The organism is Pedobacter xixiisoli (assembly GCF_900215335.1).
Lineage (GTDB): Bacteria > Bacteroidota > Bacteroidia > Sphingobacteriales > Sphingobacteriaceae > Pedobacter > Pedobacter xixiisoli.
Genome location: NZ_OCMT01000003.1, coordinates 42,684 through 55,921, shown reverse-complemented (window position 1 = coordinate 55,921; position 13,238 = coordinate 42,684). Strand labels below are relative to the sequence as shown.

Annotated in this window: 12 protein-coding genes; 2 read left to right on the top strand and 10 right to left on the bottom strand. The window is 37.6% G+C overall.

What is annotated here, in order from left to right; all coding sequences use genetic code 11:
* Positions 1-31: 31 nt before the first annotated feature.
* Complete coding sequence (locus CRO54_RS12455; RefSeq protein ID WP_171047899.1) at positions 32-559, top strand: DUF4251 domain-containing protein; 528 nt, start codon at positions 32-34, stop codon at positions 557-559.
* Between the two features lie 333 nt (positions 560-892).
* Here CRO54_RS12455 and CRO54_RS12450 read toward each other — a convergent pair whose 3' ends face one another.
* The 5 genes from CRO54_RS12450 to CRO54_RS12430 all read right to left on the bottom strand — a co-directional run bounded on the left by CRO54_RS12450 (position 893) and on the right by CRO54_RS12430 (position 5,619).
* Positions 893-1,252 carry a hypothetical protein gene (locus CRO54_RS12450; protein ID WP_097133088.1) on the bottom strand — a complete coding sequence of 120 codons (360 nt, stop codon included), beginning with the start codon at positions 1,250-1,252 and terminating at the stop codon, positions 893-895.
* Positions 1,253-1,261: 9 nt separating this feature from the next.
* Positions 1,262-2,320 carry a glutaminyl-peptide cyclotransferase gene (locus CRO54_RS12445; RefSeq protein WP_240775098.1) on the bottom strand — a complete coding sequence of 353 codons (1,059 nt, stop codon included), beginning with the start codon at positions 2,318-2,320 and terminating at the stop codon, positions 1,262-1,264.
* Complete coding sequence (locus CRO54_RS12440; RefSeq protein ID WP_097132407.1) at positions 2,313-2,678, bottom strand: YraN family protein; 366 nt, start codon at positions 2,676-2,678, stop codon at positions 2,313-2,315. The genes CRO54_RS12445 and CRO54_RS12440 overlap by 8 nt, the downstream gene beginning before the upstream one ends.
* A gap of 104 nt (positions 2,679-2,782) precedes the next feature.
* The gene (gene dnaG / locus CRO54_RS12435) at positions 2,783-4,741 is read right to left on the bottom strand and encodes a DNA primase (RefSeq protein WP_097132406.1); all 1,959 of its coding nucleotides are present in this window, start codon (positions 4,739-4,741) and stop codon (positions 2,783-2,785) included.
* Between the two features lie 221 nt (positions 4,742-4,962).
* On the bottom strand, positions 4,963-5,619 hold the full coding sequence (locus CRO54_RS12430) for an SGNH/GDSL hydrolase family protein (RefSeq protein WP_097132405.1): 657 nt from the start codon (positions 5,617-5,619) through the stop codon (positions 4,963-4,965).
* A gap of 99 nt (positions 5,620-5,718) precedes the next feature.
* On the opposite strand from CRO54_RS12430, the gene CRO54_RS12425 reads away from it, so the two are divergent.
* Positions 5,719-6,222 carry a hypothetical protein gene (locus tag CRO54_RS12425; RefSeq protein WP_097132404.1) on the top strand — a complete coding sequence of 168 codons (504 nt, stop codon included), beginning with the start codon at positions 5,719-5,721 and terminating at the stop codon, positions 6,220-6,222.
* On the opposite strand, the gene CRO54_RS12420 is transcribed toward CRO54_RS12425, so the two are convergent.
* The 5 genes from CRO54_RS12420 to CRO54_RS12400 all read right to left on the bottom strand — a co-directional run bounded on the left by CRO54_RS12420 (position 6,223) and on the right by CRO54_RS12400 (position 13,012).
* Positions 6,223-7,167 carry a hypothetical protein gene (locus tag CRO54_RS12420; protein ID WP_097132403.1) on the bottom strand — a complete coding sequence of 315 codons (945 nt, stop codon included), beginning with the start codon at positions 7,165-7,167 and terminating at the stop codon, positions 6,223-6,225.
* Between the two features lie 75 nt (positions 7,168-7,242).
* Complete coding sequence (locus CRO54_RS12415) at positions 7,243-8,424, bottom strand: M20 metallopeptidase family protein (protein WP_097132402.1); 1,182 nt, start codon at positions 8,422-8,424, stop codon at positions 7,243-7,245.
* 76 nt (positions 8,425-8,500) lie between these two features.
* Positions 8,501-8,932: an SPOR domain-containing protein gene (locus CRO54_RS12410; RefSeq protein ID WP_097132401.1), complete on the bottom strand. Its 432-nt coding sequence runs from the start codon at positions 8,930-8,932 to the stop codon at positions 8,501-8,503.
* A gap of 250 nt (positions 8,933-9,182) precedes the next feature.
* Positions 9,183-12,488, bottom strand: a complete 3,306-nt coding sequence (secA, locus tag CRO54_RS12405; RefSeq protein ID WP_097132400.1) for a preprotein translocase subunit SecA — start codon at positions 12,486-12,488, stop codon at positions 9,183-9,185.
* Positions 12,489-12,709: 221 nt separating this feature from the next.
* Positions 12,710-13,012, bottom strand: coding sequence for a hypothetical protein (locus CRO54_RS12400; RefSeq protein ID WP_097132399.1), 303 nt, complete (start codon positions 13,010-13,012; stop codon positions 12,710-12,712).
* Between the last annotated feature and the right edge of the window lie 226 nt (positions 13,013-13,238).

Below are 13,238 nucleotides of genomic sequence, written 5' to 3'. Positions count from 1 at the left end.
TCATAGTTGTGAATTGATTAACAACATACATATGAACAAGTTAAAAACATTATGTGTTAACGCATTAGCTATCGTTTCCATCACTGCTTTTGCCCAAACTGATAAAGCCACAACAGCTAAAATTGTGGAAGCCAAAACTTACACCTTTGTAGCCAGAAGTGCCACCCCTTTAAATGTACAAGATATTAGTGCTGTAATGAGTCGAATGCCTGGCAATATACAAGGTGGAACCATTAACCTTAACGAAAATTATTACGAGGTAAAGGTAACTCCAGATAGCGTGATTGCCTTTTTACCCTATTACGGCAGGTCTTTTACTGCGCCAATAGGTCAAAACGAAGGCGGCGTAAAGTTCAACTCTAAAAAGTTTGAATATAAAAGTACGAAAGGCAGAAAACGTGGTTGGGACATCCTGATTGAGACAAAAGATGCAAAAGAAAACTTTCGTTTGGTTTTAAATATTGGCGATGAAGGTTATGCAACAGTGTCCCTAAATAGCAATGCCAAGCAATCTATTACCTACCAAGGTTATTTGAAAGAAAACGAAGAGAGGAAATAAAATTTAAATTAGATAAGCCGCTTTAAACTAAGTGGCTTTTTCTTTTTTTGAAGAGCAAGGCCTTTTCTCGTGGCAAATGTAGTCCCGCTTTTTGCTCTAATTTTTTCATTTTGCCTTCGACAAGCTCAGGCTGACATGGAAAAATATCCGCTTCAATCGGGTCTATTTTTGAACGTTAACTTAACAATGCACCTTACCTAGTCCTTTGTATTTTGCTAGTCGAGATTTGCAATCTCGACTCAAGTAACCGTGGATTTCAAATCCACAGATAGAGAATTCAGGATTACAAACCGAGCGAAGCGAGCTCATAAAATAATCCCGAATAGCAAGTCTTTATTTCTTATATGTGTCTTTATAATTTAAAATTATAGTATCACCACTTGGCTTATAAATATAAACCTTAAAAGACAAGCTGTCCTTTGATAACGAATCATTGACGTCTATGAATCTTTCCCACAATGTAGAAATAGCATATTTATATCCATCAGAAATTTCCGCATATTTGGTATTATGATTATTCCGTTCTCTATATAAGGTATCTACGGTGCCATGAAAATGCTCCGACAAATTATCTTCAATAATCAGCTCTTGGGTAGATTTACCAAAAATTGCATTAAAAATAGCAAATGAAAAAAGTAAAACAACAGGTACAATAAAAACAGAATACACAATTATTTTATCTATTCTCCTCATCTCCATCCCCTACTTCTCACTCAGTGTAATCTCGAACAAATTAGGCCATTTTTTACCAGTCACGAATAAACGCTTATCGGCCGCATCATAAGCGATGCCATTTAAAACGTTATTGCCAATCTCATAATCATCCTTGAAATAGTTTTTAGGTACAAGCTTAGTTAAGTCTACCTCAGCTTCTACTATTCCCGTCTTAGGGTCAATGATTACAATTTTATTAGCGCCGTACACATTGGCATATAACTTACCGTCAATGTATTCCAATTCGTTCAATCGTTCTACAGCACCTTTGTGATCATAAACCTCAATAAATCCTTCTTCCTTAAAAGTTTCGGCGTTCATGAACCAAATTTTGTTACTACCATCACTGCGCAGCAATTGCTTGCCATCATAAGTTAGGCCCCAACCTTCTCTACTTGCCTGATAAGGGAAAGTTGATTTCTCTTCCAAGGTATTGGCATCGTAAACCAAGCCCACATTTTCTTGCCAAGTAAGTACGATGATTTGATTACCTACGTTTACAGAACCTTCGCCAAAATACTCTGGCTTTATTTGGGCAGACTTTATCGCTTTACCAGTTCGTACATCCACATATTTTAATTGCGACAACCCTTTTCTCCCTGTACTTTCTAAAAGCTTTCCATCTACAAAGCTTAAGCCCTGTGTATATGAAGAAGTATCATGGGGAAAAGTATTTACCAAAGTATATTTCAGCTTTACAGGTTTTTTATCGGTAGTAAGAATGATATTATTAGTAATGGTATCTACTTTATCTCCGCTTTTTACAATTGCGGTCAGTAATCTGTATCCCAACGGAAGATTTTGTGTATCTAAGGTTACGAATTCCTTATTGGGTTTCTCCGCAAATTGCTTTCCATCCACCAAATAACTGATAGTTTCTATTTCGGTTTTCTCTGGAATATCCAATTCAATTTTTACAGGTTTACCACTGTTAAAACTTTCTCCCTGCAAAGGATTTTTGAATGTAATGTAATTCCCCACTTTATCACTACACGCAAATTGGAATAAAGTTGTACTCAAAAACAGAACGGTGATTATTCTACGCATAAGGCCAAAATGCATCTTCTATATGATTAATTTTAAACTGATTGTCTTTAGTTAACAACACTGCTACAATATCAAATCTTATTTCACCTTTGTGGTCCATAATTTCGATATATGCTTGCGCCGCAAGTTCTAGTTGTCGTTGTTTGGCTTCGCTTACAAATTCTTCGGGCATGCCAAAAGCCACCGAACTGCGTGTTTTAACTTCGATAAAGATAATGGTATTTGATTGAAGCGCAACGATATCTACTTCAGACTTTCGAAAAACCCAGTTTTCTTCCAAAATTTCGTAGCCTTTCTGTTCCAAAAATTGTACTGCTGCTTTTTCGCCAGCCTTACCAGTATCATTGTGAATAGCCATACTTTGAAATGATTAAATGAGTAAATTTTGAATGATAGAATGAGCAAAATGCAAATTAAACCTAATCTAGGTATTTAATCATTTATTCATCCAAAATTCAATCATTATTTAACGATCACCGAGCCTAAGAACTTAGAAATGCTGCGTTCTACGTTTTTAACTTGTGCATATCTACCTAGTAAAATCTCTTGGTTAGTAACGTCCTTTTCGTCTTTGATTTGGTTCATCAAATCGGTTAGCATACTATCTACTTTATGTTTTTTAAGGTAGTATAAGCCTCCCAGCACTGCAGATTTGATATTATGCGTTTCATCTTTCACGTAAATCTGATGCTTATTTAACCAATTTTCGCTTAAACTATATTCAGAAGTACTCACGGTAATTGCCAAATTTGCAATCTCTGCATCTTCACTTCTCAAAAACTGATTGATAGTTGGCAACTGCCCATTTTCAAGTTCATTACGATAGTAATCGACTATGCGTTTGCACAAATCATTTTCAAAAGTGACATCACTTAAATTTTGGATAATGAAAGACCCTATGTACATATTGTCGGTCTGTTCCCAAGTTGCCAATTCATGTCCAAATGTTAACAGCAAGCGCACAATTTCTTGCTCTTGCAGTATATCGCTACTTACTTGTGATACGGCAATTTCCGGCTCTGCAGATGGGCCTCCTTCAGCGAACAAATCATCAGGTGGCATATCGGGATGACTTGGAAAACTACTTGCTCTTTGTGGAGCCACAGCCTTCTTGCTCTTGGCAACTTTAATTGCATTTAGCTCAGTAAGCAATACTCGCTCTTCTATTTCAAGCAAGTGGCTACATTCCTTGATAAATACGGAAGCTTTAATGTTATCAGGAATTTTAGCGATACTTTCTACAATATCCCTAATGATACCTGCTTTTTTAATGGGGTCTTTGCCAGCTTCCGCCAGTAAAATGTTGGCTTTATAAAGGATAAAATCCTGACGTTGCTCCTCGATGTAGGTCTTGAAAGCCCCTGCACCCACTTTGTGCATGTACGAATCGGGGTCATCTCCATCTGGAAAAGAAACTACTTTTACGTTCAGTCCTTCCTCCAAAATCATATCCAAACCACGCAGTGAAGCTTTGATCCCCGCAGCATCGCCATCATATAAAATGGTTACGTTCTGCGTAAAACGAGCAATTAGTTTGATTTGCTCTATGGTTAAAGATGTTCCCGACGAGGCAACAACATTTTCAATATAGGCTTGGTGTACCGCCAATACATCGGCATAACCTTCTACTAAATAACAGTTATCTTGATCGCGAATGGCTTTTTTAGCATGGAATAAACCATACAACACATTCGATTTGTGGTAGATATCACTCTCTGGTGAGTTAACGTATTTTGGAACGTTTTTATCGGTTTTTAAAGTACGACCACCAAAACCGATTACCCTACCTGTAAAATTGTGAATGGGGAACATTACCCGCCCACGGAACCGATCATATAACTTTCCTTTATCATTTCTGATGGAAAGTCCCGTTTTTTCTAGAAACTCTTCTGAGTGTTGGTTTTTAACGGCTTCTAAAGTCAAAGCATCCCAAACATCGGGAGAATAACCTAAGTTAAATTTCTTGATGATGTCTTCCCGAAAACCACGCTCTTTGAAATAACTTAAACCAATGGCTTTACCATCGGCACTATTCCAAAGTTGGTCTTCGAAGAAACCTGCAGCAAATTGCGAAACAATGTAAAGACTTTCTCGAGCACTGTTCAGCTCGATATTTTCTTTACTTTCTACCGTTTCTTCTACCTCGATATTGTACTTGGTGGCCAAAAACTTTAAAGCTTCTGGATAGCTGTACTTTTCGTGTTCCATGATGAAACGAACCGAATCGCCGGCCACGCCACAACCAAAGCACTTGTAAATACCTTTATTTACCGAAACGTGAAAAGAGGGTGTTTTTTCTCCGTGAAATGGGCAGTTACCGATTAAGCTAGAACCTCGTTTCTTAAGGGACACAAAATCTCCAACCACCTCTTCAATTCGGGCTGTTTCCTTAATTTTCTCTATGGTTTCGGCTGTAATCATTTGCTGCTAATCTCGTTCTAAATGGGGCTTCAAATTTAGCGATTTTATTTTACCACCTTAGACATTTAAGAAAACCTTAGCATATATACCTATAAACAATAAAGATATTTTTCTAGAGTATTTAAATACGTTGCGAAATAAACCTGAAGACCTTCATGATACTAGTAGACAAATTTACGCCTTAAATGCACTAAGGTATCTTAGGTGGTTTAAAAATGTCATTACTTGATAAAAGGCAACATTTGATCCGCAACAAACTGATTTCCCTTATCGTTTAAATGCACTCTATCTCGAGTTAAAATATCTTTATCTAAATTCTCTGGATTATTCTTCTCTTCGTAAGCCAAAAATGATTTTCTCAAATCGCATAGCGGAAGATTGTTCTTAGCAGCCAACTCTCTGATGCCTTCCGAATATTTATCTAGTTCTGTGTCTAATTCGTTAGCACCAGCTTTTTTCTCGCCAATTACCGAAGGCGTACATAAAACTACTGCACTGCCGGTTGCTTTAATCTTGTTGATCAATGCCTGATAGAACTTCAGATATTTTGGATAATCAGTGCCAGTTTTGGAAGTTTGCTTATGCCACACATCATTGATACCTACATATATAAATACCAAATTGGGCTTTTTAGCCAACACATCTTCTTCTAAACGAAGATAGAGGTCATAAACTTTATTGCCTCCTATTCCCGCTCCAAACAATTCAAACTTGGTACTATCTACCTGTTTTTTCAGCAAATTAATATATCCATTTCCTTGTGCACCACCTTGCGTAATGGAATCACCGAAAAATACTACACGTTTTGTTTTAGGTTTCATAGCAGATAGAAGAAATATGGCACAAGCCACAACCAATAGTTTTAAAGTGTTTTTCATCCTTATGTTTTTTGTACGGCTAATTTAAATGTTTAGCATCAAATATCAACATGGTTAATTATTTTCTATCTTTGACTCAAATTATCCACACAGACATCGATGAAATTACTGGTTAAATCTTCATTTACCATCTTCTTACTGCTCCTTTTCGTGAATATCAGCTATGCTCAAAAAGTAAAAAGGGCACCGTATAATGCGTTGGTATATATAGCGGGCAATATGAAGGTACATGGCAAGATTACAGCTATTAACGACACGGCATTGGTTTTAGTTGACAAGAAAGATGTAACCCATGCTATTGCTTACCAAAAAATTGAACGAATTAAGGTTTTTAAACGTCATGGAGATGTAGGCTACGCTGTAGCTACAGGAGCTTTAATTGCTGGTTCTATAGTAGCATCTCAATCTATTGACGACGGAGCAACTGCGATGTTGGTTGGCATTGCTGGAACTGCCACTGTAGCAGGATTGAGCATTGCTCTACACAACGTTTTACATGGTGCAGAGCTTAAAATAAATGCAAGTAAAGAAAAGATAGATTACCAAAATTTGTCGCAAAAGTTGGGCAAATATATTGTTAATGATATAGCTCTAAAACCCTAGCTACTTGCCTTTACCTACCTGGTAATCTTTGTGTAATACCAAGAAACTCGCCCTTTCTTCTTTCTTAAGCGGATAATCCCAATTACCTTGATAGGTGATTTTTGTTGGTAATTTCACTTCGTCGAAGTAGTTCATTTCGATGTTCATTTGCACATCAAAATCAAATAGCATATTGCTGTACTTCATATCTACATAACGTCCTAAAATCTCGAAGTTACGTTTATCAAAGATCGTCACCAATTCTTTAATCATAATGCCGTCTTTAGTCCATTTAGAAAGATCTGGCTTTACGGAAACTTTAAAACGGTATACTGGAATAGAATCTAAATAGGTACCACTGTGAAAAGCGTAATCGTAATATTGGCGCATATTAGCAGTAAAAATTTCGGTTTTACTACCAATAAACGGAATGCCTTTAATTGGCCGCCCAGGGTTAAAAATTAGTGTCTTAAGTTTATCTTTATATCCTTCGTTACCACCCTTTTTACCTTTAGTTGGCGCAGAGGCAGGAGCAAAATCAGTATTATAAGCATTCATGAAGATATAATCGAACATTTCTACCGTGTAAAGCTGATATTTCCCATTCTTCTTATACACCTTACCATTGTCTTCCTTCACCAAGTATTCCATTTTATATGGCCCATCGTTATTATGTCGAATTTTACGATAAATCTTTCCATCAACCTGATTTTTCTTGTCGTAAGTAAAGACTCTATTTTCGGCAATGAAAGTGTATTTTTTCATGTTCCGAAATGCTTCATAAAAACTGGTATCGTTAATAATCGCATCAATGAAGGTTTCTATACTTAATCGCTTTGCTTTGATATTCACGGCAGAATCTAGCGTAATCGTTTTTACTGTATCTGGATTAAAACGTGGAATTTGTTGAGCACCTGCTTCAACAAAAAACAACAACGATAGCAATATTATACAAAGCTTTTTCATTTAGAGTTAAAGGTTTTAAGTAATACGTTATAAGTTTTACGTCATGGTCAATTAACCAGTTTAACGATTAACCTTTTAATTTCCTAATTGTTTCAAAGCGATGTAGGCCATTAAACCCGTTGAGATTTTCAGGGCATCTTCATCAATATCAAATTGTGGTGTGTGTACAGAATGCATGGTATCTTTTGCGGGATTACCAGTACCTAAACGATAAAAGCAAGCATCAGTTACCTGCGAATAATAAGCAAAATCTTCTGCAGCCATCCAGATATCTAAATCAACTACGTTTGCAGCACCCAAATAATCTTGAGCTAAGGCTTTAGCATTGTTGGTTAGTTTTTCTTCATTAATTAAAAAAGGATAACCTCTGTGGATATCAAAATGACAACTTCCACCCATACTTTCTGCAATTCCTTCTGCCATTTTTTTCATCAAACGGTGCGCTTCGTTTCTCCAGTCTTCGTTTAAGGTTCTAAAAGTTCCTTCTAATTTCACCTCATTGGGGATGATATTGGTAGCGCCATTCGCATTCACTTTTCCAAAAGAAAGTACCGAAGGCAAACGCGGATCGGCTTTACGACTCACGATCTGCTGGAGTGCCACAATGATGTGCGCAGTAATTACCACTGGATCTATGTTTTGGTGCGGCTGTGCACCGTGGCCACCTTTTCCTGTAACGGTTACGTACAGTTCATCGGTTGATGCCATATAAATTCCCGAGCGGAAGCCTACCTTACCTACTTCCATCATTGGTAAGACATGCTGACCTACCATAGCCTGTGGTTTAGGGTTTTCTAACACGCCTTCTTTAATCATAATGCTGGCACCACCTGGTAGCAATTCTTCTGCAGGTTGAAAAACCAGTTTGATAGTACCACCAAATTCTTCTTTTAATTGATTTAGGATATATGCTGTACCTAGCAGCGAAGAAGTATGTACATCATGTCCGCAGGCATGCATTACACCTTCATTTTTCGATTTATAAGGTTTATCGTTTACTTCGGTAATGGGCAAAGCATCCATATCAGCACGCAAAGCAATTACCTGATCTGAGGCTTTGGCTCCAGTAATTAAACCAACTACACCTGTGTTGGCCATTTCTGTAAATGGAATACCCCAGCTTGATAGTTTATCTTTCACAAACTTTGAAGTTTCGTATTCGTGATAAGATAATTCTGGATTAGCATGTATATGTTGACGAAAACCTACCACTTCGTTAAAAATTTGAGCAGCTAGTTCTTGTATTTTTTGTTTCATGTTTTGTTAGTTTTTTGGGTGGTTAGTTGGCTTGTTGTTTGGTTTAGCTTTACGCCTTAAAACTGCCAACTGTTAACTATCTATCTTCTAAAATCGGGGCGTTTATCTTTTCTCTAAAAATAAACAGTGTTGGATAGCTTGGCCGTAGTTCGTTGAGAAATTTTTGGGCCTCTAACCTTGTGCGGTAATCGCCAACCCTTAGGTAGTAGTTGGGTTCTTTATAGGTGATATAAGTATTTAGCTTCGGATAACTCGATTTGAACTGTGCTTGCTGAGAGAATACCTCACGTCTATCCGATCCGTAATAAATTTGTACTCGGTAACCAGTGGAAGAAACTATAGCCGAACCTGTTGGATTGGTTGCTGTAGGCCTCGTCTTGTTCAACTCTAGTCGTTTGGCAATGAGGCTGTCTATCAAAGGATCTTGCACCACAATTACTTCACCTTTGGTTTGAGCCAATACCTGGTTGCTTAGTAAAACAGAAATTATAATTAACAGTACTTTCATTTAGATTTAAATTGCTTCTCGATATTTTAATCAATTATTACTTGTAATAACGAGATCAACGACAATGAGTTTGCAAAAATCGGGATTATTGCTGGGCTAAACAAATGTTTAATGTCACATAAAAAAGCCCCGATAAAAATCGAGGCTTGAAATTATATTCTAAAACTTACGAAGTCTAACTCGAGCTGTTATTGTTTTTCAATGGCAAAGTTGAGGGCTCCGCCGTTTAGAAACTTCGTAAGTTTATGTACTAAGCATTTGCTCCATGGCAGTTTTTAAACTTCTTGCCACTTCCGCAAGGGCAAGGTTCGTTTCTACCAACTGTTGCTTCTTTTCTAATAGGTTGCAAAGGTTGAGGTTCGCGAGTATCGCCTACTAAATCTAAATCAGAATGTTGGTCGCCGTACTCTTGTTTAGTAGTTTGTAACTTAGGCAAAGGTTTTGGAGCCACTGCTTCTCTTACTTGCTCTGGCTCTTGTTGAATTGGAATACCGCCTTTAAACAAGAAGCTCACCACTTCTTTGTTAACTACGCTTAGCATGCCTTTAAACAAGTTAAAGGCTTCCATTTTATAGATGATCAATGGATCTTTTTGCTCGTAAACTGCATTTTGTACAGATTGCTTCAACTCATCCATTTCACGCAAATGTTCTTTCCAACTGTCATCAATTAAAGCCAAGATGATCGTTTTCTCAAATGCCTTCGTGATTTCTCTTCCGTTATTGTCAATTGCTTTTTTCAGTTCTACTGGAACTTGGATGTGACGCATACCATCAGTAAAAGGAACAACAATCTGCTCAATCACATCACCTCTATCAGCAAAAACCTCTTTTAAAACAGGCATCGCTTGGTTAACAATACCGTCTGATTTACGATCGTAGAAAGCCGTAACTTCTTCGAATAATTTTTCAGATAAATCGTGGATTTTCTTGCTGTTAAATTCTTGTTCAGAAATTCCAGTATCTACAGAGAAGTTTTTGATGACTTCTAATTTAAAACCTTCGTAGTTACTACTTTCTTTATATTCAGTAATCACATCTTCTACAACATCAAAAATCATGTTGCTCATATCTACCTCTAAACGGTCGCCAAATAAAGCATTACGACGTTTAGCATAGATTACCGTACGTTGTGAGTTCATCACGTCATCATACTCTAACAAACGTTTACGAACACCAAAGTTGTTTTCTTCTACTTTTTTCTGCGCTCTTTCGATAGAGTTGGTAATCATTGAGTGTTGGATCACCTCTCCTTCTTCGATACCCATACGCACCATGATGTTAGAGATACGCTCAGAACCGAACAAACGCATTAAGTTATCTTCTAATGAAACGAAGAACTGCGAAGTACCTGGATCTCCTTGACGACCAGCACGACCACGTAACTGCCTGTCTACACGACGAGACTCATGACGCTCGGTACCAATAATTGCCAAACCTCCAGCTTCTTTAACACCTGGGCCTAACTTGATATCCGTACCACGACCAGCCATGTTGGTAGCAATAGTTACTTGACCCGGTTGACCTGCTTCAGCTACAATATCAGCCTCTCTTTGGTGCATTTTTGCATTCAGTACGTTGTGTTTGATACCACGTAATTTCAACATACGGCTTAACAACTCCGAAATCTCTACTGAAGTTGTACCCACCAACACCGGACGACCAGCTTCAGTTAATTTTACGATTTCTTCTGCTACCGCATTGTATTTTTCTCTTACCGTACGATAAACGTAATCTTGTTCGTCTTTTCTAGAGATAACTCTATTTGTAGGAATTTCTACTACGTCTAATTTATAGATCGACCAGAACTCACCAGCTTCCGTAGTTGCTGTACCCGTCATACCGCAAAGTTTGTGGTACATACGGAAATAATTTTGCAAAGTAACGGTAGCATAAGTTTGCGAAGCATCTTCTACTTTCACATTTTCTTTTGCCTCAATTGCTTGGTGCAAGCCATCAGAATAACGACGACCTTCCATGATACGACCAGTTTGCTCATCTACAATCTTGATCTTACCTTCATCAACAATATACTCTACATCATTTTCGAATAAAGTATAAGCTTTTAACAATTGGTTGATAGAGTGGATACGCTCTGCTTTAACAGAGTAATCACGCATTAAAGCATCTTTATTTGCAATTTTTTCTTCGCTGCTTAGGCTCGATTTTTCGATTTCTGCAATTTCAGTTCCTACATCCGGTAATACGAAAAAGCTTGTATCTTCTCCCGTTTGGGTAATTAGCTCGATACCTTTTTCGGTTAATTCTACTTGGTTATTTTTCTCATCAATGTGGAAATACAATTCAGCATCTACCTTAGGCATATTTTTAGACTGGTCTGCCATATAGTAATTTTCTGTTTTTAATAAGGTTTGCTTATTGCTACCCTCACTTAAAAACTTAATCAATGCTTTATTTTTAGGCAAACCACGATGAGCACGCAATAAAGCTAAACCGCCTTCTCCCTCTTCTGTACCAGCATTGCCGCTGTTGATTAAGGTTTTTGCAGAATTTAAAGCAGATTGAATATATGCTTTTTGAGCATTCACCAAACGTTCGATACGTGGTTTTAACTCATGAAATTCGTGTTGGTCGCCAAAAGGAACTGGACCAGAAATAATTAACGGTGTACGAGCATCATCAATTAAAACTGAATCGACCTCATCTACCATGGCAAAGTGCAATTTACGCTGTACCAATTGCTCTGGCGTTTGCGACATATTGTCACGCAGGTAATCGAAACCGAACTCATTGTTGGTTCCGTAAGTGATGTCTGCCAAATAAGCTTTTCTACGCTCTTCCGAATTTGGTTGGTGTTTATCGATACAATCTACACTTAAACCATGGAATTCGAATAATGGACCATTCCACTCACTATCACGACGAGCAAGGTAATCATTCACCGTTACGATGTGCACCCCTTGACCAGCCAAGGCGTTTAAATACGCAGGCAATGTACTTACCAAGGTTTTACCCTCACCAGTAGCCATCTCTGCAATTTTACCACCGTTAAGCACCATACCACCAATTAACTGCACGTCGTAGTGTACCATGTTCCAAGACACCTCTGTACCAGAAGCATCCCATTTGTTAGCCCATAGCGCTTTATCACCAACAATTTTTACGTTGTTTTTTCTAGTAGCAATTTCTCTATCAAATTCTGTGGCAGTTACTTCTAATTGCTCGTTTTCACTTAAACGACGAGAAGTTTCTTTTACTACCGCAAAAGCTTGAGGCAAGATTTGTTGAAGCACTTTCTCCAACTCTACATTACGTTCTTTACCTAAAGCATCCACCTCATCGTAAAGATTGGTTTTCTCCTGCAAAGAAAGTTCCGGGCTTTCTGCCTGTGTTTTTAAATCTGTGATTCTACCATCAATAGTAGCTAAAGCCGAGGCAATAGTTTCTTTAAATTCGATAGTCTTATTTCTGATTTCATCATTACTAAGTGATGATAATTTTGCATATTCTTCGTTGATTTGAGCAACGATTGGCTGTAACACCTTGATATCTCTTTCCGATTTGCTTCCAAATATCTTGGCTAAAAATCCTAACATGTGAGTAGTATTGTTTTATTGTTAAATTGTTCTATTGTTGAATTGCTGGTTAATTGTTTAACTGGTTAATTGTTTCCAATATCTCCAATTACTCCTACCCAACAATTGTAATTCGTAAATCATTTTACAACAACCAAGCCATTGCCAAAACTATGACAACTTGGCTCTGTAATTAATTATTTAGATATGATTTACGATAAAATCGATAGCAAGACAGCTAACTAGGGACTATTGTTTCGAGGATTTTCCAATTCGGCAGCATAAAGTAGCGGCTGATCGGTGATGTTGTATTTTGAGCAGTTTTTACGGGATATTACTCCAATAGCGCTCAACTGATTATTAGACAGGATGAAATGAGGCATATCCTGTAAATCTTGTACCGAACGTACAGCCGACTGCTCAGTTGTAGTTTGTGTTTTAGCACAATATCTTTCGGTTAAGTAGCGTAGCCCATCCACACGGTCGACCTTGGCCAAGTGCGAAAGACTAAAAAACACTAAAGATATGGTTACGAGATGCCTCATTATTGCGGCAAATCTAGTTTTATTCTTTTATAATCAAAAATTTGATTTCTTCTACCTTAACTTCAACATCAATAATTAGTAGATTTCATCCATACAAACAGTCCGTTCGCCGATACTTTTGTTATAAATTAACATTTACTAACTTGTTTTGCTTATGCAAAAGAAAATGCGGTTGCAAACGAGCATCCAGACGGCGACGGGAATACTGATTTTAGCATTACCTCTA

Bases quoted from the DNA above. Each gene is read 5' to 3' on its own strand.
- CRO54_RS12400 (WP_097132399.1), bottom strand. From the start codon at position 13,012: ATGAGGCATCTCGTAACCATATCTTTAGTGTTTTTTAGTCTTTCGCAC.
- CRO54_RS12455 (WP_171047899.1), top strand. From the start codon at position 32: ATGAACAAGTTAAAAACATTATGTGTTAACGCATTAGCTATCGTTTCC.
- CRO54_RS12430 (WP_097132405.1), bottom strand. From the start codon at position 5,619: ATGAAAAACACTTTAAAACTATTGGTTGTGGCTTGTGCCATATTTCTT.
- CRO54_RS12440 (WP_097132407.1), bottom strand. From the start codon at position 2,678: ATGGCTATTCACAATGATACTGGTAAGGCTGGCGAAAAAGCAGCAGTA.
- dnaG (WP_097132406.1), bottom strand. From the start codon at position 4,741: ATGATTACAGCCGAAACCATAGAGAAAATTAAGGAAACAGCCCGAATT.
- CRO54_RS12410 (WP_097132401.1), bottom strand. From the start codon at position 8,932: ATGAAAGTACTGTTAATTATAATTTCTGTTTTACTAAGCAACCAGGTA.
- CRO54_RS12415 (WP_097132402.1), bottom strand. From the start codon at position 8,424: ATGAAACAAAAAATACAAGAACTAGCTGCTCAAATTTTTAACGAAGTG.
- CRO54_RS12450 (WP_097133088.1), bottom strand. From the start codon at position 1,252: ATGAGGAGAATAGATAAAATAATTGTGTATTCTGTTTTTATTGTACCT.
- CRO54_RS12420 (WP_097132403.1), bottom strand. From the start codon at position 7,167: ATGAAAAAGCTTTGTATAATATTGCTATCGTTGTTGTTTTTTGTTGAA.
- CRO54_RS12445 (WP_240775098.1), bottom strand. From the start codon at position 2,320: ATGCGTAGAATAATCACCGTTCTGTTTTTGAGTACAACTTTATTCCAA.
- secA (WP_097132400.1), bottom strand. From the start codon at position 12,488: ATGTTAGGATTTTTAGCCAAGATATTTGGAAGCAAATCGGAAAGAGAT.
- CRO54_RS12425 (WP_097132404.1), top strand. From the start codon at position 5,719: ATGAAATTACTGGTTAAATCTTCATTTACCATCTTCTTACTGCTCCTT.